Origin of the sequence: Paludibacterium flexuosum, from assembly GCF_037076605.1 — a bacterium.
In the GTDB taxonomy this organism is placed as follows: Bacteria; Pseudomonadota; Gammaproteobacteria; order Burkholderiales; family Chromobacteriaceae; genus Paludibacterium.
Map to the genome: position 1 here is coordinate 578,712 of NZ_AP029060.1, position 22,507 is coordinate 601,218.

The 22,507-nt window shown below is 61.5% G+C and carries 22 protein-coding genes; 10 read left to right on the forward strand and 12 right to left on the reverse strand.

Going from position 1 to position 22,507, the window contains the following annotated elements:
- Positions 1–2 precede the first annotated feature (2 nt).
- The 4 genes from AACH39_RS02795 to AACH39_RS02810 all read right to left on the reverse strand — a co-directional run bounded on the left by AACH39_RS02795 (position 3) and on the right by AACH39_RS02810 (position 2,921).
- Positions 3–464, reverse strand: coding sequence for a BLUF domain-containing protein (locus tag AACH39_RS02795; RefSeq protein WP_215782544.1), 462 nt, complete (start codon positions 462–464; stop codon positions 3–5).
- 73 nt (positions 465–537) lie between these two features.
- Complete coding sequence (locus tag AACH39_RS02800) at positions 538–1,467, reverse strand: LysR family transcriptional regulator (RefSeq protein ID WP_338620834.1); 930 nt, start codon at positions 1,465–1,467, stop codon at positions 538–540.
- A 133-nt stretch (positions 1,468–1,600) separates the two neighbouring features.
- Positions 1,601–2,320, reverse strand: coding sequence for a 5'-methylthioadenosine/S-adenosylhomocysteine nucleosidase (locus AACH39_RS02805; RefSeq protein ID WP_338620835.1), 720 nt, complete (start codon positions 2,318–2,320; stop codon positions 1,601–1,603).
- 67 nt (positions 2,321–2,387) lie between these two features.
- A complete protein-coding gene (locus AACH39_RS02810; protein ID WP_215782541.1) occupies positions 2,388–2,921 on the reverse strand; it encodes a cysteine hydrolase family protein in 534 nt (177 codons plus the stop codon).
- A gap of 118 nt (positions 2,922–3,039) precedes the next feature.
- Here AACH39_RS02810 and AACH39_RS02815 point away from each other — a divergent pair, with 118 nt between their 5' ends.
- Both AACH39_RS02815 and AACH39_RS02820 read left to right on the forward strand, forming a co-directional pair.
- Positions 3,040–4,002 carry a helix-turn-helix domain-containing protein gene (locus AACH39_RS02815; protein WP_338620836.1) on the forward strand — a complete coding sequence of 321 codons (963 nt, stop codon included), beginning with the start codon at positions 3,040–3,042 and terminating at the stop codon, positions 4,000–4,002.
- Positions 4,003–4,048: 46 nt separating this feature from the next.
- Positions 4,049–4,378: a DUF190 domain-containing protein gene (locus AACH39_RS02820; protein WP_338620837.1), complete on the forward strand. Its 330-nt coding sequence runs from the start codon at positions 4,049–4,051 to the stop codon at positions 4,376–4,378.
- A gap of 36 nt (positions 4,379–4,414) precedes the next feature.
- On the opposite strand, the gene AACH39_RS02825 is transcribed toward AACH39_RS02820, so the two are convergent.
- The 4 genes from AACH39_RS02825 to nrdD all read right to left on the reverse strand — a co-directional run bounded on the left by AACH39_RS02825 (position 4,415) and on the right by nrdD (position 10,179).
- Complete coding sequence (locus AACH39_RS02825) at positions 4,415–5,101, reverse strand: hypothetical protein (RefSeq protein ID WP_215782538.1); 687 nt, start codon at positions 5,099–5,101, stop codon at positions 4,415–4,417.
- Positions 5,102–5,160: 59 nt separating this feature from the next.
- Positions 5,161–6,798 (reverse strand): Nramp family divalent metal transporter, encoded by a 1,638-nt coding sequence (locus tag AACH39_RS02830; protein WP_338620838.1) that lies wholly within the window; start codon positions 6,796–6,798, stop codon positions 5,161–5,163.
- Between the two features lie 770 nt (positions 6,799–7,568).
- Positions 7,569–8,042 (reverse strand): anaerobic ribonucleoside-triphosphate reductase activating protein, encoded by a 474-nt coding sequence (nrdG, locus tag AACH39_RS02835; RefSeq protein WP_338620839.1) that lies wholly within the window; start codon positions 8,040–8,042, stop codon positions 7,569–7,571.
- Entirely contained in the window at positions 8,032–10,179 is a 2,148-nt protein-coding gene (gene nrdD, locus AACH39_RS02840; RefSeq protein ID WP_215782535.1) for an anaerobic ribonucleoside-triphosphate reductase, read from the reverse strand. The genes nrdG and nrdD overlap by 11 nt, the downstream gene beginning before the upstream one ends.
- 260 nt (positions 10,180–10,439) lie before the next feature.
- On the opposite strand from nrdD, the gene AACH39_RS02845 reads away from it, so the two are divergent.
- From AACH39_RS02845 to AACH39_RS02880, 8 genes are all read left to right on the forward strand, one after another.
- Positions 10,440–11,045 carry a riboflavin synthase subunit alpha gene (locus AACH39_RS02845; RefSeq protein WP_338620840.1) on the forward strand — a complete coding sequence of 202 codons (606 nt, stop codon included), beginning with the start codon at positions 10,440–10,442 and terminating at the stop codon, positions 11,043–11,045.
- A 31-nt stretch (positions 11,046–11,076) separates the two neighbouring features.
- On the forward strand, positions 11,077–12,186 hold the full coding sequence (gene ribBA, locus AACH39_RS02850) for a bifunctional 3,4-dihydroxy-2-butanone-4-phosphate synthase/GTP cyclohydrolase II (protein WP_338620841.1): 1,110 nt from the start codon (positions 11,077–11,079) through the stop codon (positions 12,184–12,186).
- 38 nt (positions 12,187–12,224) lie between these two features.
- On the forward strand, positions 12,225–12,689 hold the full coding sequence (ribH, locus tag AACH39_RS02855) for a 6,7-dimethyl-8-ribityllumazine synthase (RefSeq protein ID WP_215782532.1): 465 nt from the start codon (positions 12,225–12,227) through the stop codon (positions 12,687–12,689).
- A 67-nt stretch (positions 12,690–12,756) separates the two neighbouring features.
- The gene (gene nusB, locus AACH39_RS02860; RefSeq protein ID WP_215782531.1) at positions 12,757–13,191 is read left to right on the forward strand and encodes a transcription antitermination factor NusB; all 435 of its coding nucleotides are present in this window, start codon (positions 12,757–12,759) and stop codon (positions 13,189–13,191) included.
- Between the two features lie 61 nt (positions 13,192–13,252).
- Positions 13,253–14,215: a thiamine-phosphate kinase gene (gene thiL / locus AACH39_RS02865; protein ID WP_215782530.1), complete on the forward strand. Its 963-nt coding sequence runs from the start codon at positions 13,253–13,255 to the stop codon at positions 14,213–14,215.
- The gene (locus AACH39_RS02870; protein WP_215782529.1) at positions 14,190–14,690 is read left to right on the forward strand and encodes a phosphatidylglycerophosphatase A; all 501 of its coding nucleotides are present in this window, start codon (positions 14,190–14,192) and stop codon (positions 14,688–14,690) included. The genes thiL and AACH39_RS02870 overlap by 26 nt, the downstream gene beginning before the upstream one ends.
- Before the next feature lie 83 nt (positions 14,691–14,773).
- Positions 14,774–16,555, forward strand: coding sequence for a GGDEF domain-containing protein (locus AACH39_RS02875; RefSeq protein WP_338620842.1), 1,782 nt, complete (start codon positions 14,774–14,776; stop codon positions 16,553–16,555).
- 93 nt (positions 16,556–16,648) lie between these two features.
- On the forward strand, positions 16,649–16,957 hold the full coding sequence (locus AACH39_RS02880; RefSeq protein ID WP_215782527.1) for a hypothetical protein: 309 nt from the start codon (positions 16,649–16,651) through the stop codon (positions 16,955–16,957).
- A 1-nt stretch (position 16,958) separates the two neighbouring features.
- Here the strand turns inward: AACH39_RS02880 and AACH39_RS02885 are convergent, their stop codons facing one another.
- From AACH39_RS02885 to lptF, 4 genes are read right to left on the reverse strand one after another with little or no spacing between them, the layout of a single operon-like run.
- Complete coding sequence (locus tag AACH39_RS02885) at positions 16,959–17,570, reverse strand: histidine phosphatase family protein (RefSeq protein ID WP_215782526.1); 612 nt, start codon at positions 17,568–17,570, stop codon at positions 16,959–16,961.
- A gap of 2 nt (positions 17,571–17,572) precedes the next feature.
- Entirely contained in the window at positions 17,573–20,140 is a 2,568-nt protein-coding gene (locus AACH39_RS02890; protein WP_338620843.1) for a [protein-PII] uridylyltransferase, read from the reverse strand.
- Position 20,141: 1 nt separating this feature from the next.
- Positions 20,142–21,218, reverse strand: coding sequence for an LPS export ABC transporter permease LptG (lptG, locus tag AACH39_RS02895; RefSeq protein WP_215782524.1), 1,077 nt, complete (start codon positions 21,216–21,218; stop codon positions 20,142–20,144).
- A 3-nt stretch (positions 21,219–21,221) separates the two neighbouring features.
- The gene (gene lptF, locus AACH39_RS02900; RefSeq protein WP_215782523.1) at positions 21,222–22,331 is read right to left on the reverse strand and encodes an LPS export ABC transporter permease LptF; all 1,110 of its coding nucleotides are present in this window, start codon (positions 22,329–22,331) and stop codon (positions 21,222–21,224) included.
- Positions 22,332–22,507 lie beyond the last annotated feature (176 nt).

The following is a 22,507-nucleotide window of genomic DNA, read 5'->3' on the forward strand; positions in this document are numbered from 1 at the left end:
GCTCAGGCGTGCTGGTGAATCTGCACGCCATCTTCCAGCTTGGCGCGCCACAGGCCCTGATTGAAAGCAGCAAGCAGGGTTCTGGCGCGACCCTCTCCCAGGTCCTCGAAGGCGCCATCGGCATTGAAGAACTCGCGCAGCTCGGGGATGGCGGACAATTCGTCGGCATCCATCATGGCAAAACCCATCGACCAGCGCCCGAAATCGCGCTTGCTGATCGGCTCGCAGATAATCTTCGACACCAGCATATGGCGCTGATCATGGCTGATTTTGTCATACAGGGCTTCGACTTCGCTCTCGTCACCTTCCAGAATCTGGAAGAAGGAGCCCTCGCGATACAACAGCAGGCCGGTGATGTCGTGCTGGCTGTTATTCTCGCGGCAGGTTTTCAGCAGCGACATCAACTCGGCAGGCTGCACCTTGGTCTTGGCCGCGCTGCAATAGATCATGTGCACCAGTTTCATGATGATCTCCCGGGGCATGGGGCCCTTGGTCTGAGTTTAGACTAATTAATCGAAAATGGATTAATTACATATCTCAATCAATGGGATAGCCGATGTCTTTGGCAAATAACCTGTGGTTCTCCAGCACCGTTTTCAGCCACTCGGCCAGCGCGGGCACCCCCGGGTTGACACCCGCATGTCGCGGATAGCTCATCCATACCGGCACGGGCGCCGGGCTCCATGCCGTCAGGACACTGACCAGCTGACCGCGTGCCAGCGGCTCAGCCACCTCGGCCAGCGGTGCCTGGATCAGGCCCATGCCGGCCAGGGCGCAGGCCAGCAGGTGATCGCGCCTGTCGACGCAGAGGCGTGCCGACCGTGGGATCGGCCAGTCTTGCCCCTGTCGTGGCCAGCGCCAAGGCACCGACTGACCGGTGGGGTGCTCGCGGCAGGGTACGAACTGATGCTGCACCAGATCCTGAGGGGTTTGCGGTGTGCCGAAGCGGGCCAGATAGTCCGGGCTGGCGCAATGGATCATGAGCAGTGCGCCCAGTGGTTCGTGCCTCCAGTCGGATGATGTCGTTGGCTCAAGCTCAATGCGGCCATCCAGTGCATCGGCCTGGCTGGCCGATGGCTGCTCGTTGCTGAGCAGGTTCAGGCTCAGGGCCGGATGACGGGCCAGGAAAGTCGGCAGGGCCGGCAGCAGCATGCTGCGGGCAAAGTGAGCGGGAGCCTCGATGCGCAACACACCTTGCAGGGGCGGTGGCTCGGTGTTCAGCTGGCCGGGCAGCGCCGCCAGCTCGGCCAGAATCTGCCGGCAATGGCGCAAGGCCCGGACTCCGTCACGCGACAAGGCGACCCGGCGGGGGGTACGGTGAAACAGACGGGTTGACCACTCTCTTTCCAGCTGCTGAATGGCGGCGGAAATGCTGGTTCGCGGCATGGCCAGTGTGTCGGCGGTGCGCGTAAAGCTGCCTGTTTCGGCCACCTGCACGAAGACCCTCATCGCATCGATACGATCCATGCTCATTCCTCGAATATGCTTTGGTGATAATTTATGTAAATTATTTAAAGCTTTTGGAATGAGTGGCGCGTGGAAGGTTCCCGAGCCAGTGGCCCGTGTGCGGCAATAGGCCCCGCGAGTGCGGCGTGACGGGCTACAGCGCGGCCAGCAGACCCTGTACCGTTGTCGACAAATGCCGTGCACAGCGCTCAATGCTGCCTTCTGCCGTTCCCTGGTCTTCACCGCGTTCATTGATCAGGTTGCTGATGGCGCGCAGCGTGAGCATGGGGGTCTGGCCAAAGCGGTGCAAGGCACGCGCAACGCCGGCACTTTCCATTTCAATGACCCCTGACCCCTCGGCCTGCATGCGCGGGAAGTGGGTCGCTGGTACCGGAAAACTATTGCTGCAGAAAATGGTGCCGGCATGGACTTCCGGCAGCTGGCAGGCCAGACGCAGCAGTACGGGATCGCACGGCCACTCGGTTTCCAGCTGACGCTGCGTGTTGTCATTGTGCAGGCAGTGTTCGAACGGTGTGCCCTGCAGGATGGCGGGCAAGGTCAGCAGATCCATGTTGAGGATGCGGGACCCGGCGACCACGTCCCCGACTCGCCAGCCAGGCCCGACACCGCCGGCGGTGCCGCACATCAGCACGCACTCGGGTTGCCAGGCACGCAGGGCCACCGTGGTGGAGATGGCGGCTTCCTCGGTGCCGACACCTGTGCAGGCCAGGCAGATTTCATGGTCGAGGCAAGACATGGTGCGCGCCGATGCCAGGCCGGGGATGGCTGCGGTCTGCCATGCCCCTTGCTTCGCCAAATGCTGGTGCAGTGATGCCGCCTCGGCCGCAAAGGCGGCCATGATCAGAATTTTCATGGTCTTTCCCTGGTGTCCTGTCTCTGTATCGGGGGACATTGTAAAAGGAAAACCATGCCGGCGGCTTTCAGGCCAGGGCTTGCTGCCATGACTGCAGGCGAATGTCGCTGCGGGAGGTGAGCGCATTCAGCGCGATGGCATGCAGCATGGGGCTGACCGTCGTGCAGCAATCGGTCAGGATGCTGACCTCGTAGGGGGCGGCCGCCTGGGACAGTGCCGTATGGGTGACGCAGTTCTGCGTCATCATGCCGCAGACCAGTAGTTCCTTGACCTGCCATTGCTGCAGCAGCTCGCCGAGCCCGGTCTGGTGAAAGCTGTCGGCAAAGCGCTTGACCACGATCGCCGCATCCGGTGCTGCCGCCGTGATGCGCGGGTGCAGGGCCACGCCATGGGTATCCTGGTTGAAGAAGGGGGAAAGGCCCTTGGCCGGATCGGCAATATGCTGCACCAGAATGACCGGGATCTGCTGCGACCGCGCACTGGCGGCGGCCTGTTCGATCTGCTGCAGTGTCGCCTCGGCATTGGCCAGCTCGAAAGCACCGCCCGGGAAGTAGTCGTTCTGAATGTCGATGACCAGCAGGGCGCGTTGGCAGGTGGGCATGTTGTTTCCTTTCGATGAGGTGGTGGTGTGCTGATTGTGCCCGGCTTGCAATCGATCAGAGAGTGGCCCGAATGACAATAAACGATATAATCGGGCCAATTCACTTTCTGGTGTCTGGATGACGATGCGTATTGCCGTGCTGGCTTTCCCCGGGATCAGCCCGTTCCACCTTTCTGTGCCCTGCGTGGTGTTCGGTGACATGCGCACCCAGGCGGATGACTGGGTGCTGCAGGTGTGCGCCGAGAGCCCGGGCTTGCTTGATACTTCGGTCGGTCTGGCGCTGGGTGTCGAGCATGACCTGTCGGTGCTGGTGCAGGCCGACATGATCATTGTGCCCAGCTGGGACCCTGAGGTCCTGCCTTCGGCCAGCCTGCTGGCAGCCCTGCGCCAGGCGCACGGGCGTGGTGCACGACTGGTTGGCCTGTGCCTGGGGGCCTTTGTGCTGGCGCATGCCGGCGTGCTGGATGGTCTGCGCGCCAGTACGCACTGGGCCTGCGCCGAGGAGTTTGCCCGGCGATTTCCGCAAGTGGTACTGGATGAGCGGGTGTTGTATGTCGATGAAGGTCAGGTGGTGACCTCCGCCGGCACCGCCGCCGGGCTGGATTGCTGCCTGCATCTGCTGCGGCAAATGATCGGCGCCGAACGAGCCAATAGCGTTGCCCGGCGCCTGGTGTTATCCCCGCAGCGCCAGGGCGGGCAGGCGCAGTTCATCGAACAGCCCTTGCCGCGTGCCGAAGGGGATATGCGGCTCAGCGGGCTGATCGACTGGGTGCGGGCACACCTTGCCGAACCGCATACGCTCGACAGCCTGGCGTCGCGGGTGTTGATGAGCCGCCGTACCTTTACCCGTCATTTTCGTCGCTTGACGGGTACCACGGTCGGGGCGTGGTTGCTGAATGAGCGCCTGGGGCAGGCGCAACGCCTGCTTGAGCGGCGCACCCTCAGTGTTGAGGCCGTGGCCCAGCAGGTCGGCTTTGCCGGCGCGGCCTCACTGCGGCAGCACTTTCGCCAGCGATTTGGTGTGTCGCCACAGCAATGGCGTCAGGCATTCGCTGCTGTGCCGGGACAGAACGCCCCATGAGGCATCCGCTGTGGCTAGAATGGATGGATCAAACGGAGGGCTTGTCATGCGTGGCTATCAACTGACGTTCTATACCCAACAAGACCGCTTGCAGCACGGTTTGCCTCTGGCGCAATGGCTGCTGCAGCAGGCGCGCCAGCTTGGGCTGAAAGGCGCCACCCTGCAAACCGCCAGCGAAGGCTTCGGTCGCAGTGGTCATATCCAGGCCAGTCACTTCTTTGAATTGTCCGGTCAGCCGCAGGAAATCACCATGGCGGTGACTGAGGCGGAGGTCGATGCCATGTTCGCCTTGCTGGCCAGTCATCAGGTCAATGTTTTTTATGTATTGACGCCGATCGAATACGGTCTGTCGGCAGACAGGGTGCCGGGCGAGTAATGGCGCTGCCAGCGCAACGCCACCACGCGTCCAGACTCAGGCACAGAGCAGTGCCCCGTGGCGAATGATGCGGGCAGCATGCTGCTGTGCCCAGCGCTGCAGGCTGTTCAGCTGTTGCGCCGCCCAGCGCTGGGGCTGAAGATGCACAAAACCGGCATGCAGATCCTGTGGCAGTTCACTGCCCCAGGTTTCACGCGCCAGACTGATGCCCACATGCAGCCCCTGGCGCTGAAAGCTGGCGGCTGGCTCGCATTGCGGTTCAATCACCACCGCCACATGACGCGCACTCAAGCCGAGCTGCTGCAGGGTGGTGGTGGCTTCCAGGGCCTGCTCGCCAGGCTGCAGAGGCAGGTGCAGCGGACCTTGCCGCTCTGCCAGCAAAAAGTAGTTGCAGGCATGCAGTTGCTGCCACAGCGCCTGAAGCGCGCGTTGTGCCGCGGCATCGTGACGCAGGATAAGGCGCAGCGTCTGTCCGTCCAGCGAGCGGCCATCGGGGGTGCCGATCCAGCTGCGGGCCAGGGTGCCGGCAGCGCGTCCCTGCATATCGCGCAAGGGAATCAGCCGGCTCTCGATGCGGTATTTGAGAAAGCGGGCCACCAGCCGGTCACGCTCCAGCGCCATCGGGTGGCTGCCCCGGCCGCTCTGCAACCAATGCGCCAGCTGTTGCCGGAGGCGTGCCTGCAAATGCGTATCACAAGGTGCCTGCGGTTGATTGGTCCACATGACACACTCCTTTCCTTGTCAGGGCCGGTCGAGTTCGGCTCGACCGGCCGTTTGCGACCTCAGCCACCCATGGCGACTTCAAACACTTTGTAGATCACCATCAGCACGGCCAGCACCAGATAACCGCGCAGCACGGCCATCCACAGCTTGTTGCTTCTGGACAGGCGCATGGCCGGCAATTTGTGCAGCGGCGGCATGCGCCAGTTGCCGGGGTCTTGCCGGCCGGCTGCCGTGAGGCGGCCGGCGCCATGCTCGGCCTCCTTGCGCAGGCGCAGCACCTGTGACGCCACGACGACCAGCAGGGCCATGACCCCGCCGCCAACCAGAATCTCGGTGATGGTTTCGCCGCTGATCGTCGGCCACAGGACCGAGGCTGTCAGGATGATGGACAGAATGACCAGCGCCGCAACGATCAGGGCGGTAAAGAGGTTGGTCCGGTTGCTGTTGACCCACGGGCCGAGTACATCCTTGTCGTTACACAGAATCAGCAGGAATACGGTTGCCGAAGGCAGCAGGACGCCGGCCAGCGTCTGTACCGCATTGGTCAGCAGGCCCAGCGGGACGCCGGGGATCAGTACCAGGGCGGCCGCCGCGGCAATCAGCAGGAAGTACACGGCATAGAAGGCCTTGGCATCACCGGGTTTGCGGTGCAGCGAGTGTTTCATGCTCATCACGTCTGCCAGGGCGTAGGCGGTTGACAGTGACACGGCACTGGCCCCGATCAGGCTGGCGTCAATCAGGGCGATGGCGAACAGGATGCCTGCCAGCGGGCTGTGGTAGTGGGCAAGGCCGGCAGCAACGGCCCCCGTGTCCTGGAAGTTGCCGAACTCCGGCTTGCCGGCAAAGATACCGGCGGTAAAGCTGATAATGGCGATGGCGCCGATGAGGACCAGGATGATGCCGAGCCACAGGTCGGCACGCTCATATTTGATGAAACGCGGGGTGATGCGCTTGTCGATGACGTAGCTTTGCTGGAAAAACAGCTGCCAGGGAGCGATGGTGGTGCCGACGATGGCAATGATCAGCAGCATCACGTCCGACAGCTTGCCGCCGGCGGGCAGGCCGGGAACGAACAGGTCGCGGGCGATCTGGCCCATGGGCGGGTGAATCATGAAGAACAGCGGCACCAGCAACAGGCTGAGCAGCACCAGTACCATGGAGAAACGTTCAAAGCGGCGGAAGTCGCCGGTACTGACCGCCATCATGATCAGCACCGCCGAGGCGATCACCCCCCATTCCTTGGGCAGCCCGAGGAATTGCATGGCCAGCGTGATGCCGATGAATTCAGTGACGATGGTCAGGGCGTTGAGCAGGAACAGGTCAATGGCGCTGAAAGCGCCCCAGAATTTGCCGAACCGCTCCAGAATCAGTCTGGCGTGGCCGACGCCAGTGACGGCCCCCAGACGCAGCACCATTTCCTGATTGACGTACAGGACCGGGATCAGCAGTGCCAGCGTCCACAACAGGCTGGTGCCGTAGTTCTGTCCGGCCTGGGCGTAGGTGCTGAAGCCGCCGGCATCGTTGTCGCCGACCATGACGATCAGGCCCGGACCGAGAATGGCCAGCAGGGTGCGCAGGCGATGCCACCAGCCGGTGCGCTTGGCGTGATCGCCCTGCCGGATGGTGCCGAATGCGCCGCGGATGTCACCGAGGTGGGCGCTGTCCAGGACGGCGCTTTGTGTGTTTTTTTCGCTCATTGTCTACTTCTCTTCGATTCGAATGCGTGGGGATACCCGACATGTCGACCGGACAAGGCGTCTTGATGTTTGCTGACCGTCGCGTACTGCGGCGGCAACATCAAGCCGTCCTGAAAGTCTGGACAAACAGTGGGGGGGAACTGTGCGCCGGTGGCGCGGGATCGGGTCACGCTGAAGGGGGGGCAGGCGGGGCAGGGTCAGATACTGCACTTGCCTGGCGGTCCGTTGCCGGTCAGCGTGACCGATCGACTACAACTGGGTTCTTCCATGGCTGGCTCCCGGGGTCAGTGACTCGCCAGGCCGGCAAGGCGACGAATCAGTTGTTGAAAGAAATGGGTGAGGCCGACACGCGAGGCTTGCCGGTCGCGGCGAATGTCTGCCGCCAGAAGGGATCCGTAGTTCATGATGCGCTCCAGTAAAATGCCAATGTCAAAGCCATGGCGCCGCAGATGGCGGTGCCATGGTCGTTCACGGCCAGTGCCGATCCGCCACGACAGGGTGGGCGGACGTGCCAGGGGCCGTTATGGGGTGTCTGCCTCGCCAGCGGCGCTGCAGAACGATCATTTCAGTGTGGGATGCGCGAAAAACGAAGGCGCACCGCCTTGCCTGCGACAAGACGGTGGCTGATGAACAGCGGTGGTCTTGCCGGGCTTAGATGTGGTCGATGCAAGATCGACTAGGACTGCTTTCCAAGGCCGGAGCCCCCTATATCATTGAGGAGCGTGAAATATACGCTTCGGGATTTAAAGGTGTCAACAGGGTATGACCAATCAATTTTGCGATGCAGCAACGGCGTGGTGGCGCGCCAGGCGGATCAGCCGCTGGTTGGCGGAACCGCGCCAAGGCAGGGTGGTGGGCTGGGCCTGCAGGTAGCGTCCGTCGATCAGCACGTCGACCCATTGCAGTAAAGGCAGCTCGGCAATTTCTTCATGACGGTAGCCGGTCCACAGCCAGATGTCCTTGTCCGGATAGCGTTGCTTGAAGCGCTGGCACAGATCCTGGATGGCCTCGCGGTTGGCCGGGTGCAGGGGGTCGCCGCCGGACAGACTGAGGCCGTCATGGCGCGCCGCCAGCTGCAGCAGACGGTCGCGCACCTCGGCGGTGAAGGGGTGGCCGGCCTTGCGATCCCAGGTGCTCTGGTTGTAGCAGCCCGGGCAGGCATGCTGGCAGCCGGTGACGAACAGCGTCAGCCGGATGCCTTCGCCGTTCACCAGGTCGTCAGTGTAAAAACGATCATAGTTCATGGGCTTGTGCACTTCCCAGGTGCTTGACGCGCCGCATGACTTCTTTTTGTTTGCCGGCATTGAATGGTCGCGCATTGGGGCTGCCCAGATAGCCGCAGACACGGCGGGTGACGGACAGCGAGGCGCTGTCGCGATTGCCGCACTGCGGGCAGGTGAAGCCCTCTGATGTTGCCAGGGCTTCGCCCATGAAGCCGCAGGCACCGCAGGAGTCGACCGGGGTGTTGGTGCCGAAATAGGGCACATGTTCGACAGCATGGTCCCAGATGCGCTCCAGAGCCTTCAGGTTGTGCTGCATATTGGGCAGTTCGACATAGCTGATGTGTCCGCCGCTGGCCAGCTCGGCATAGCCGCTTTCAAAGGCGATTTTCTCGAACGGACTGACCTTGCGCTGCACGTCGAGGTGGAAGGAATTGGTGTAATAGCCCTTGTCGGTAATGTCCGGCAGGTCGCCAAAGCGCTGCTGGTCGAGTTTGCAGAATCGATGGCACAGCGACTCGCTGGGGGTGGAGTAGAGCGAGAAGCCAATGCCTGTCTCTTCGCGCCATTGCTTGGTGGCCTGGCTCATGTGTCGCACGATGCCATGCAGGAAATCCTGCGCCGCCGTACTGTCCGCCGGATGAACGCCAAACAGCAGCCGGCCCACTTCGTGCAGGCCGATATAGCCCAGCGAGATCGAGGCACGGCCATCGCGGAACAGCGTCATGATGTCGTCGTCCGGTGCCAGACGCGTACCAAACGCCCCTTCGGTGTAGAGGATGGGCGCGATGTTGGCCTTGACGCCTTCCAGGCGGTGAATGCGTGTCATCAGGGCGCGGCGGCAGATCTCGAGACGCTCGTCGAGCAGGCTGGTGAAGCGGCTGCGGTCTCCTTTGGCCTCCAGGGCGATCCGGGGCAGGTTCAGGCTGACAACCCCCAGGTTATTGCGGCCATCGAGCACTTCCTTGCCCTCGGCATCGTGCCAGACCGACAGGAAGCTGCGGCAGCCCATCGGCGAGACCGGCACGCTGGAGCCGGTAATCTGCCGGTTGAGTCTGGCCGAGATGATGTCTGGGTACATGCGTTTGGAGGCGCACTCCAGTGCCAGTTGTTTCAGATCGTAATTCGGGTCTTGCGGACGCAGGTTGATGCCTTCATCGAGGAACATGACCAGTTTGGGAAAGACTGGCGTCACGCCTTCCTTGCCGAGTCCGCGGATGCGCACGCGCAGGATGGCTTGCTGAATGGCGCGTGCCTGCCAGCTGGTACCCATGCCGAAAGAGAAGGTGACGAAGGGTTGTTGGCCATTGGAGCTGAACAGTGTGTTGATTTCATACTCGCAGGCCTGAATGCCGTCGTAGGTTTCTTTCTCGGTGCGCTCGCGGGCATACCGCTCCGGCTCGCTGATGCCGTATTCACGGGCAATGAGCAGGTTTTTCTCGTAACTTTTCTCGACGTAGGGGGCCAGTGTCAGGTCGATATTCGGAATGGTGGTGCCACCATACTGGTGGCTGGCGACCTGGGCGATGATCTGCGCCGTGACCGCGCAGGCCACGCCGACCGATTTCGGGCTCTCGATCTTGGCGTTGCCGAGGCGGAAGCCGTTTTTCAGCATGCCCTGCAGGTCCACCAGGCAGCAGTTGGTGAATGGCAGGAAGGGCGAGTAATCCAGGTCGTGATAGTGAATATCGCCCTGCTGGTGTGCCTGCAGGATGTCCTTGGGCAGGAAGGTGCTGGCGAACTGGCGCGAAACGATGCCGGCCATCAGGTCACGCATTACCGGAAAGACGTTGGCATCCTTGTTGGCGTTCTCGGTGGTGGCCTCTTCATCGGTCTTGTGCACCAGCCCCATCAGCTTGGCATGCAGGGCCGAGCCCTGGGCGCGAATGGTGTCGCGCTCATGGCGGTATTCGATGTACACCCGGGCCACATCCGGATAGTGGTGCATCAGGGCGTCTTCGACGCTTTGCTGCAGGGTGGGAATGTCGATCAGATCCTGCGGCTGTGCTCGGCATGCCTGCTCGATTTCATCGGCAATATGACCGGCCAGGGCGCGCGGTGCCGGATAGCCGGCGGCTTGTGCGGCACGCAGGCAGGCATCGGCAATTTTGCTGGCATCGTAGGGCACAATCGCGCCATCGCGTTTTTTGACCTGAAGCATGGGTAATTCTCTCGTCTGTACGGAAGGGGGCTGCTGACAGGCGGTACTCTAGGGGAATTTTCCGGCAGGCGGGAAAGAGAATTTGCAAAATGTAGCGACTGAATTTGAGTTTCATCAAGATATTGTGTTTTGCGCTGCCTGAGCCGGGCTTTTGTCTTTATGTGAAGCAATAAGCTCCGGCGGCCAGCAGTGGATTTGGGTATCATAGCCAACCAGATTATTCGCCCGCCGTGAGTGCGGGTGTTGCGACAGGAGCGGGTATGTTTACCGGGATTGTGCAGGGCATGGGCGAGCTGGTCGCCGTGGAACAAAAACAGGATTTTCGTCGTCATGTCGTCCGTCTGCCGCAGGACATGCTGGCGGGACTGACGCCGGGGGCGTCGGTGGCGCATAACGGCTGTTGCCTGACCGTCAGTGCCATTGACGGCGATCAGGTGGCTTTCGATCTGATGCAGGAAACCTTGCGGGTGACCAATCTGGGGGGCTTGCAACCCGGAGATCGCGTCAATGTCGAGCGCGCTGCGCGTTTTGGCGACGAGATCGGCGGTCATGCCATGTCGGGGCATATCTATTGCCAGGCACGTGTCAGCGAGGTGATTCGCACCCCGGACAACCGTACGCTGTGGTTCGACATGCCCGCCGGTGCCATGAAGTATGTGCTGACCAAAGGCTATATCGGCGTGGATGGGGCCAGTCTGACCATCGGCGCCGTGCAGGAACACCGTTTCTGCGTACACCTGATTCCTGAAACCTTGCAGCGCACCATTCTGGGCGTGCGCGAGGTCGGGGATCTGGTCAATATCGAGATTGATCCCCAGACCCAGGCGATCGTGGATACGGTCGAGCGGGTACTGGCCAAGCAGTGATCAGACAGAACAACGATAAAGGATAGTGAGCATGGCGATTTCTCCGGTGCAGGACATCGTGGCCGATATCAAGGCGGGCAAGATGGTGATTCTGGTCGATGCAGAAGACCGGGAGAACGAGGGTGATCTGGTGATGGCGGCTGAGTTCGTGACGCCGGAAGCCATCAACTTCATGGCCAAATTCGGTCGCGGCCTGATTTGCCTGACCCTGAGCGAGGATCGTTGCCATCAGCTGAACCTGCCGCTGATGGTGAGTCGCAACGGGACTTCGCATGGCACCAATTTCACGGTCTCGATCGAGGCGGCCAGTGGCGTGACCACCGGCATTTCCGCCGCCGATCGCGCCAGAACCATTCTGGCTGCCGTCGCGCCTCAGGCCCGGCCGGAGGATCTGGTTCAGCCGGGGCATATTTTCCCGCTGATGGCCCAGCCGGGCGGTGTACTGGTGCGTGCCGGCCATACGGAAGCCGGCTGTGATCTGGCGCAGCTGGCCGGTCTGACGCCTGCCTCGGTGATCTGTGAAATCATGAACGACGACGGCACCATGGCCCGCCTGCCGGAGTTGCTGAAGTTTGCCGACGAGCACGGCATCCGCATCGGCACGATTGCCGATCTGATTCACTACCGCAGCCGTACCGAAAGCGTGGTGGAGCGCGTCGGCCAGCGTCCGGTGGATACGCCGTTCGGTAGTTTCGATCTGCATGTTTTCCGTGATGTGCTGACCCGTGCCACGCATCTGGCGCTGGTCAAGGGTACCCCGGTTTGCGAGCGGGAAACCCCGGTGCGGGTGCATGAGCCGCTGTCGGTGATGGATTTGCTGGACCCGGTCTCCGGGCCGCACTCCTGGACCGTGCCCAATGCGCTGGAGTACATCGAAGAGCAGGGCTGTGGCGTGGTGATTCTGCTGCACCGCCCGGAAAACGGCGACGATCTGCTGGCCCGTGCGCTGCCGTCCAGCGAGCCGGTACAGGCGGTGTGGGACAACAAGACCTTCGGTATCGGGGCCCAGATCCTCAAGACGCTCGGGGTGGGCAAGATGCGCCTGATGTCCTCGCCGCGAACGCTGCCGAGCATGGCCGGCTTCAGCCTCGAAGTCAGCGGATTTTGCCAGCCGCAACACGGCAGCGTGGAAATGGATTAAAATAAACAGTTCTGCGCTAATTGCAAAAGAGATTGAACATGCTGGATAGCATCCATCGTATCGCCCCGAATCTGGATGGCCATGGCCTGAAATTCGGTATCGTCATGAGCCGCTTCAACGAGAATGTCTGCCACGGGCTGCGCGATGCCTGCCTGGACGAACTGGCCCGTCTCGGGGTGGCGGCCGCGGATGTCACCCTGGCCACGGTGCCGGGCGCGCTGGAAATCCCGCTGACCATGCAAACCATGGCGAAGAGCGGCCGTTTTGATGCCCTGATTGCCCTGGGCGCGGTCATTCGTGGTGAAACCTATCATTTCGAGCTGGTTTCCAATGAGTCGGGCAGCGGCCTGACCCGCATCGGTCTGGATGCGGGCATCCCGGTGGCCAATGCCGTACTGACCACCGAAAACGATGAGCAGGCGGAAGTCCGCATGCTGGAAAAAGGCCGCGATGCAGCACGTGTCGCGGTGGAAATGGTTCGGTTGCAGCAGGCGCTGCGCTGAGCTGGTAGTGTTGACAGGCCGCCTGTGCCTTGCCGGGCGGCTTCGTTCTTTACAAGGAATTGCTTCAATGAAAACTGCCCGTCGTCGTGCGCGCGAGTTTGTGGTTCAGGGTCTGTATGAATGGACGCTGAATCCGGATCGAACCGCTACCACCATCGAGAAACACCTGCGCGAGAACGAGTATTTTGCCAAGGCCGACGAAACGTTGTTTCGTACGTTGCTGTTCGGCGTGCTGAAGGATGCCGCCCAGCTGTCTGCGCTGGTTGCCCGTTACTACGAACGTTCGGCGGAGGATGTCAGCCCGATCGAGCGTGCCGTTCTGCTGATGGCGGCACTGGAGCTGACCCAGCACCCGGAGACGCCGTACCCGGTCATCATCAACGAGGCGATCGAGATCACCAAGACGTTTGGTGGTACCGACGGTCACAAATTCGTCAATGGCGTGCTGGACAAGCTGGCCGCCCAGGTGCGCGAAGAAGAAGTCGCCCGCCGGCCGCAATAAGCGGTTGATGCCCTGTCACACCCGCCCGCAGTTGTCGGCGGGTGTTTTCACATCCGGATCCATGAACGAATTCGAACTGATTCAGCACTTTTTTGCGCCGAGCGCCACCGGCAGCCAGACGACGCTGGGGATTGGCGACGACGCCGCCATCATCCGGCCGAGTCCGGGGTGTGATCTGCATATCTCGGTCGACACCCTGGTCAGTGGCCGGCATTTCTTTCCGGATGTCGATGCCGCTGCACTGGGGCACAAGACGCTGGCGGTCAATCTGTCCGACATGGCGGCGATGGGGGCACGGCCGCGCTGGGCCCTGCTGTCGCTGGCCTTGCCCGAGGTGACGCCGGACTGGCTGGCGGGTTTTGCCGCCGGCTTGCTGGATCTGGCCCGGGCGCATGATGTGGCACTGATCGGCGGCGACACCACGCGCGGCCCGTTGACACTGTCAGTGACTATTCTCGGTGAAACGCCGCATGGGCAGGCACTGTGTCGCCATGCAGCCCGTGAAGGGGATGATATCTGGGTCAGTGGCGAGCTGGGCATGGCGGCACTGGCCTTGCACCACCATGTGCCGGGCAGCGATGCGCCGCCGGATGACGTGCTGGCCGCCTGTCGTCTCAAGCTGGAGCGTCCGACCCCCAGGCTGGCGCTCGGGCAGGCACTGCTGCCGCTGGCCCATGCCTGCATTGATGTGTCTGATGGCTTGATGGCCGATCTTGGTCATATTCTGCAGCGCTCGGGAGTGACGGCCGAAGTCTGGCTGGATGCCTTGCCCAGCCACCCCTGGCTGCTCGAGCGCCGCCAGTCGCTGGCCTGGGCGCTGGCCGCCGGCGGCGATGACTATGAATTGTGTTTCACGGCGCCGGTATCGGCCCGTGCAGCGATCAGCGCACTCGCTGGCAAGGGCGCCGTGAGTCGCATCGGTCGTGTTCTGGCTGGCGCGGGGCCGGCACGTCTGATCGATGGCAACGGCCAATTGCTTGTCCTGGAGAGAGAAGGTTATGACCACTTTCAAAATCAAGCCTGACCTGAAGCTTGTTTTCAGTCATCCGATTTTTTTCATTGCTTTTGGCTTTGGCAGCGGTCTGGCGCCCTGGGCGCCGGGCACCTTTGGTACCCTGGCGGCGTTCCCGTGCTACTGGCTGCTTCGGCTGGCCGGTGTCGACGGTCTCTGGCTGGCCCTGCTGTGCCTGCCACTGTTTTTCCTTGGCGTGTATGTCAGTGAAAAAACGGATCAGGCACTGGGCGTGCACGATCATGGCGGTGCCAACTTCGACGAAGTCGTGGCCATGCTGCTGATTCTGTCCATGACGCCAGCGCATTGGCTGGCCTGGCTGGTGGCCTTCGCCCTGTTCAGACTGTTCGATATTCTCAAGCCCTGGCCGATTCGCTGGTTTGACGAGCACGTCCACGGTGGTCTGGGCGTGATGCTGGATGATATTGTGGCTGCCGTGCCTTGCATGGCGATATTGTGGGGCCTGCAACTGACGCATCTGATCTAGCGATGCCTTCAAAACCAGTGACAAACACGCCCATTTGAATTAATACTGAGACTGAAACGTAAGCTGCATACCAAGAGACTGGCGTGAAAAAAACCGACTACAGCAGCATTGCCGATTGGGCGCTGCATTATGGCCGCTCGAAAGATGCCTGGTTGACGCTGTCTGTGGACGGCCAGATTCAGCAATTCAATGCCATGGTCCCGCGGGTGCTGGGCCTGTCCCAGACCGAGCTGATCGGCAAGAAGCTGTCCGGCATGCTCAGGCGGGTCGACGCCATGATCTCGCGCAGCAATGCCATTTTTCGCGGCACCCTGTTCTCCCTGCTGCCGGGGACACGCAGTGGTGCCATTCTGGCGGTTGAAGAAATTCCCTGTCCCTTGCCTGACTGGCGTGGTCGTCTGTTGCGCCTGACCGATGTCAGTGAACTGATCGAGGTCGAGAGCAATCGCATCCGCAAGCTGGATCGCCTGACCGCGCTGGCCGACATCATGACGCTGGCCGAATCGGACCGGCAGCGCTGGCTGGACGAGTCCATGGAGCTAGGCGCCCGCACGCTGGGCCTCGAGCTGGGTATGGTCAGCCACATTCAGGACGGCGTGTTCCATCTGCTGGCGCACAATGCGCCGGGTATCTTGCAGCATGGCCAGACCTGGCCGCTGGCGCAGACCTACTGCAGCATCACGGCCGCGTCGCACGAGGTGCAGGCGCTGTCGCCCTTCCTGGACTCTCCCTGGGCCGATCATCCCTGCTTCTCCCACTTCGGCTATCAGTCATACATCGGTGCCCCGCTGTGGGTGCATGGGCAGATGTATGGCACGGTGTCCTTCTGTTCGCGGGTGTTGCGCCCGGGTGGTTTTGATCACAATGACCGCATTTTCGTCAAACTGCTCGCCCGCTGGGTGGGCGGGGTGATCGAACGCATGAATGTCGAGGGCCGTCTGCGCGAATCGCATGGCGAACTGGAAGAGCAGGTCGAACTGCTGGCCATGGCCGAAAAAGTGGCCCGACTGGGCCACTGGCGGCTCGACATGCAGCTGAGGACCATGCTGCTCTCCGATGAGGCGCAGAGTTTCCTGGGCCTGCCATCGCGGCCGGAGTGGGGGCTGGGCGAATTCGAGGCCCTGATTGCTGCCGATGACCGCGGCAGCTGGCGCGATCAGATCAACGCCTGTCTGGAGGAGGGCGCTCAGATCGGTCTCGAGCTGCGCATGATCAATGCCGATGGCTATACCCGCTGGCTCTCGCTGCGCGGCATGCGCCTGGAGCAGCAGCAACAGCATCAGTTGTTCGGTGTGATGCTGGACATTACCGATACCCGGCAGGCGCAGGAAACCATTTTGTTCCAGGCCAGCCACGACTCTCTGACCGGCCTGATCAATCGCGTGCTGCTGTTTGACCGGCTGGGGCAGGAAATCCGGCGCTGTCAGCGTAACGACGGGCATTTTGCCGTACTGTTCATCGATCTGGACTACTTCAAGCAGATTAATGACCGCTATGGCCATGAGGCGGGGGATCGCGTGCTGGTGCAGGTAGCCAAGCGTCTGGCCTCCGCGCTGCGCAAATCGGATACGGTCGGGCGTTTTGGCGGTGACGAATTCATTGCCATCATCCCGGGACTGAATACCCGCGAGGCGGCAGCGCTGCTGAAAAAGAAGATCCTGCGCCGGCTGGAGACTCCCATCCTGTTTGGCCGTGACGAACTGTTCATTTCGGCCAGCATCGGCGTCAGTTTCTATCCGGCGGAGGCAACGCTGCCACAGGATCTGATCCGCAAGGCAGACAACGACATGTATATCGTGAAGGAGTCGCGTCGCGGTCTGCCTAACCCCCTGCAACAGGGCGGGCGGCGCGGTCGTTCAACCTAGTCAGTCAAACCGGGCTTTCAGCCCGGTTTTCATATGACGGAAACCGCGGTCTATGCTATGCTTGCGCCCCTTTCCGTCGACCTGATTTCGTGTATGAAAGATCCCTGCGACCACTACACTTTTGATCTGATCGGCGGCGTGCGCAAGAAACCCGGGCGCAAGCCGCTGGGTGCGCGCGCCATGACCGTGGCGGAGCGCAAGCGGCGCAGTCGCGAACTGCGGCGCAATCGCCTGCAGGAGCTCTCCGTGACGGTAGAGCTGACGCGTGACGCCCAGCGCGCGCTGGAGAAAATGATCGAGTGGTGGGGGGTAAGCAAGAAAGAGGCGATCAACCGTGCCCTGCAGATCGCCTGTCAGTCACAGACCGGCCGTACCGGCCGGCTGTTCGATGAGTGGGACTGATTCAGCCCCCTTGTGCGGCCGGCAGCGGGCAGCGGGTCGACTGGCCGTTCAGTTCCTGCTGTAGCTGCCGGTAGGCGACCTTCACCTGCTTGCCGTCGCGCGTCAGCGTCAGGACCGCAATACGGTCAAAATCCTTGCCCGACCATTTGCTGATCCCCAGGTCGTCCGCCTTGTAGCGCTTGGCGACGGTATGCAGCAGTTTCTCGATCATGTTGTGCTCCCAGGCAATCCACACCATCGACCCGGCGTAACGCGGCTGATCCAGCTCCTTGAGCAGGCCGTCGATATCATCGTAGCCAAAGTGCGTGTTGACCGGCATCGCCAGCTGGATGGCCGTCGGCTCCAGGGTAGCCAGGGGGCGCACGTAACTGAAGCCGTGATTCAGGACTGCGGGATCGGGGGCAAACAGGTAGTCCGGCTTGCCGAACAGGCTCTTGAGCCGCGTAGGCAGGGCCAGCGCCCGATTGAGACCCTGGCAGGTCAGCTGCCCAAGATCGTCGGGTTGCTTTTCGGCGTGACGGATAAAAACCAGCGTTTCGGTCTGGCTCTCGGCCAGCGTGACCGTACTCAGGCAGCACAGCATCAGGGCGGAAAACAAATGGGACAGGCGCATGGTCATATCCTCAGGGCGTTGAACAGTTCACTCTCCAGGGCCACGACCGTCTTGTCGTCGTTAAGTCCCGGGCCGGTGATCAGGAAGGAGTCCTCGGCACGACTGCCAAGTGTCATGATTTTAGCAGAGTGAACGGCGAGATCATGATCAGTCAGGACGGCGGCAATGCGTGCCAGCAGGCCGGGACGATCTCCGGCAACGATCGACAGCACGAAGTAATTGGCCTTGTCATCCGGGCGAATCAGCACCTGCGGGGTAATCGGGAAGTGCTTCAGCATCCGGCTGATCCGGCCGTCCCCCGGCAGGGTCAACGGATCCTGGCGCCGCAGGCTGCCCGCCAGCTCGAATTCGATGAAGTTGATCATGTCCCGATAGTCGTCCTCATGATGCTCGGGGATGAAGACGTGGAACGTATCGAGTGCATAGCCATGTGCGGTGGTGTAAACCTTGGCGTCGGCAATGCTGTAATGCGTGCGTCCAAAGAAAGCGCAGATGCGGGCAAAAAGCGCCGACTGGTCAGGGGTATAGACCAGCACCTGAATGCCTTCCTTGTCATCGGACAACCGGGCACGGACGATGGGTTCGCCGCTGTCGGTAAAGCGGTTCAAGACCCGTGCATGCCAGGCGATTTCGCGCGCCTCGTGTCGCAGGAAGTAAACGATGTCCAGCTGTGACCACAACTTTTCTTCGGCTCCATCCGGCACGGCATACAGTCGCAGCAGGGCGCGGGCCTGCTGCTTGCGCGCCTCCAGCTCGGAATGCATGTCGACGGCCCCGCCACGGGTCAGATGCCGCAGGGTGGCCAGATACAGGTCTTCCAGCAGCTTGGCCTTCCAGGCATTCCACACTTTGGGGCTGGTGCCGCGAATGTCGGCCACCGTCAGCAGATAGAGGGCACACAGGCGTCGCGGTGTTTCTACCAGTTCGGCGAAGCGCTGCACCGTCTCCGGATCGTAGATGTCCTGCTTCTGCGCAATGTGCGACATGGTCAAATGTTGGCCGGTGAGCCATGCCACCAGCTCGGTGTCCTCGGCGCTCAGTCCGTGCTTGTCGCAGAAGTCGCGCGCATCGGCCATGCCCAGTTGCGAGTGATCGCCGCCCCGGCCCTTGGCGATGTCGTGAAACAGGCCGGCAATATACAGCACATGCGGGCGTTCAAAGTCGTTGATCAGCCGGGACAGGAAGGGGTATTCGTGATTGAAGGCGCTGATGGCAAAGCGGCGCAGGTTGCGCACCACCATCAGGATGTGTTCATCGACGGTATAGACGTGAAACAGATCATGCTGCATCTGGCCGACGATCTTGCCAAATGCCGGCAGGTATTTGCCGAGCACGCCGTACAGGTTCATGCGGCGCAGGCTGCGCGTCAGGCCCGGTGTGCTGAGAATCTGCAGGAATAGTTGCCGGTTGACCGGATCCTGGCGGAAGCGTTCGTTGATCTTGGAACGTGCGTGCCACAGGGCCCGCAGCATGCGCGGGGCAAAACCGGTGAGCTCGGGGTGCTGCTGCAGCATCAGGAAGGCCTGCAGGATGGCTGACGGGTCGCGGGTGAAGACTTCCGGATGGCGGATGCCCAGCATGCCGTTCACCGAGTAGAAGTGCTCATTCAGCACCTCGGTGATGCGAGGAACCTGGGAATAGATGCGGCCACGCAGATTGGGCAGCAGGATGCCGTTGAGCTGCGAGACGGTACGCGCTGCCCGGTAGTAGAGCTGCATGACTTGCTCGCTGGCGCGCAGGATGCTGCTGTCGGGCAGGCCGAGCGCCAGCCCGAGCTGTTGCTGCAGGTCAAAGATCAGCCGGTCTTCGCGACGACGCGCCAGCAGGTGCAGGAAAATGCGCAAGCGCTCCAGCTGTCGTTCGCCATGCTTGATCAGCCGGGCCTCTGCCGGCGTGAGAATGCCGCGCTTCACCAGATCATCCCAGTGGCTGCCCAGTCCGGTGGCCTTGCTGATCCAGATCAGCGTTTGCAGGTCGCGCAGCCCGCCAGGACTTTCCTTGAGGTTGGGCTCCAGATTGTTGGTGACGCCAAAGAAACGATTGTGGCGCTGCTGTTGCTCCAGTGTCTTGCCTTCGTAGAAGGCCAGCGGGTCGCGCTGGTTTTCCAGTGCCAGGCTCAGTGCGTCGAAAGCCTGCCGGTTACCGGAGATCAGGCGTTGCTCCAGCAGATTGGTTTCGATGGTGATGTCGGCGGCAGATTCGCGCAGGCATTCGGCATGGGTGCGAACACTGTGCCCCACCTCCAGGCCGATGTCCCACATCAGACCGATCAGCCTGGTGACCGTCTCGGTCAGTTCAGGCCGGGCATCGTCCGGCAGCAGGATCAGGACATCGATATCGGAACAGGGGAAGAGCTGGCCCCGGCCATAACCCCCGACGGCGATCAGGGCGGCCTCTTCACCCAGCGAGAGACTGTGCCAGAGTTGGCGGATGGCCGCGTCGACCTCGTCGGCATGGCGCGACAGATAGATCTGCGGATCATGGTGTTGGCAGTACTCGTCCGCCAGTACCTGGCGGCGCGCTTTCAGGTCATTGCGCCATTGGCGCGCCAGGGCCAGGTCATCACTCATGTCAGCGGGTTTCCTGTCGGTAAATCATCGTCAGACCTGCCATCAGGAACAACAAGGTGGGCAGGGTGGCGGAAAGCGCCGGATTCCAGTCGTGCAGCAGGCCGAGATAGCCAAACAGACGGTTGGTGAAGTGGAAGGCAACCCCGATGCAGATACCGGCAAACAGGCGCAGACCGAGCTGGCCGTGCCGGCGCTGCTTGGGGGTGAACGCCAGGGCCACCAGCGCCATCGATACGCAGGCCAGCGGATAGAACAGCTTGCCCCACATGGCGATCTCGTAACGCTGGGTTTTCTGGTTGTTGTCACGCAAATGGCGGATGTAGGTCAGCAGGTTGCTGGCCGACATCTGCTCGGGGACCACCAGCAGCACGTTGAGGATGCCCGGCTCGATGACCGATTGCCATGCCGTGTGGTCGAGGTGCTCGGTGCTGATGTGGTCCGCGGCAAAGCGGGTGATCTTGATATTGCTCAGTCGCCAGGACTTGCTGGCTGCATCATAGACGCCGCGCTCCGCCTCGCTGGTGCTCTCCAGCCGGTAGTTGCCGTTGTAGGTGTAGACGTGAATGCCCAGCAGGGTCTGATCCGGCAGCATTTCGCGGATGTTGATGAAATTGGTGTTGTCCTTGACCCAGAGGCCGGAGTGAAACTCCTGCGCTACCAGTGAGCGCGTGGCCGAGAGTTTGAGCTGTTCGGCCTTCTGCTGAGCCAGCGGGGCACCCAGCTCGCCGAGAAACAGGGTCAGGATGGCGCAGGCCAGACCAAAGCCGAACAGCAGTCGGCCGATCTGCAGCAGCGTGATGCCACTGGTGCGAATGACCGTGTATTCGCTGTGGGTCACCAGCTGGGTCATGCCGACCAGCACGCCGATCAGGACCGCCAGCGGCAGCAGCTCATAGGCATGTCCCGGAACCAGCAGGGCCACATAGGTCAGCATGGTCTGCATGCCATAACTGTTCTGACCGACACGCGGCATCTCCTGGATGATGTCGAAGAAGGCGTACAGCGCCAGCAGGGCCGTCAGGGTGTAGATCGTCGAGCTGATCAGCTGCGACAGGATGTAGCGGGAAATCAGTCGCATCGGTCAGGCTTTCATTCCGAACAGGGATTTCATGGTCTTGTAAACCGATTGAACGGGCCGGTCGCGGTAATACAGACCGAACAGCCCCAGCAACAGGAAGCCGAGATGGACAAAGGCGATGCTCCAGATCGGCAGGGTGTCGTGCAGGATGCTGTTGCGCACCACGGTCAGGCCGTTCTGATAGGCAAAATAACAAAGCAGGGCGGCAATCAGGTTGAATGCCTGACCGCCGGAACGCGGATTGGTGTAAGCCAGCGGAATGGCAAGAATGGCCAGGATCAGGCAGCTGAACGGCAGGGACAGGCGCCAGGCGAGCTCGGCGCGCGCTGCCGGGTCGTCGTACTGTGACAGCAGCAAGGCCGTCGGCAGCGATTGCCGCGAGCGCGGCGCCGTGACCAGATCGTGATCCTTGCCGATGGCGACCGAATAGCGGCTGAAAGAGGTGACATCGAAGTCGGCCCGGCCCGGGGTGCCGACATAACGAATGCCATCTTCCAGCGTGACCAGACGCTGGCGCGTGTCATCGGTGGTCAAATGCCCGCTCTTGGCAAAAATGGTGGATATTTTTCCGTCCGTCAGGTCCTGGAAAAATATGTTTTTTGCGTTACCGTTTTCGCCGCCATAGCTCTCAATGAAATAAACGCGGTTTGCGTCGGAAGATTCTTTGAATACCCCCGGGGAGATTGCCGAGATATCTTCGCGCTGTTTCAGCTGATCGGCATACACCTGGCTGCGCTGATCCGCCCAGGGGGCGATTCCCAGCGCCACAATGGCCACCATGGCCGACAGGGGTACGGCAAAGCGCAGCACCGGACCCAGCAGACTTTTTTGCGACAGGCCCGCGGCCAGCCATACCTGCATTTCCTGGTCGCGCCACAGCCGGGTCAGAACGACCAGCGTGCTGATGAAGACCGTTAAAATCAGCGGCACCGGAAACAGCCCGATGGCCCAGAAGCCAATCAGGGCGGCCACTGCGTCGTTGGCGATCTGCCCTTCGGCTGCGCGGCCGAGCAGATTGATTGCCTGCGTGGAAACCAGAATCGCCAACAGGACGACAAAAACCCCGACTGCGTTCAAAGTCAGTTCGCGAGTCAGGCTTTTGAAAAAAACCATGGATGTTGTGCCTTTTTTGACTTTTTGTGACTTGCGTAGTGATAATTCAAATCGAAAATACTGATATGCATTTTTTGGGCATATCGGGAAACCGAAATACCCGCCTTCACTCGAGATGGCCGACGTTATCGACGCGGCCGCGCAGAGTGGCTGACACGCGATAACAACGGGAGTAC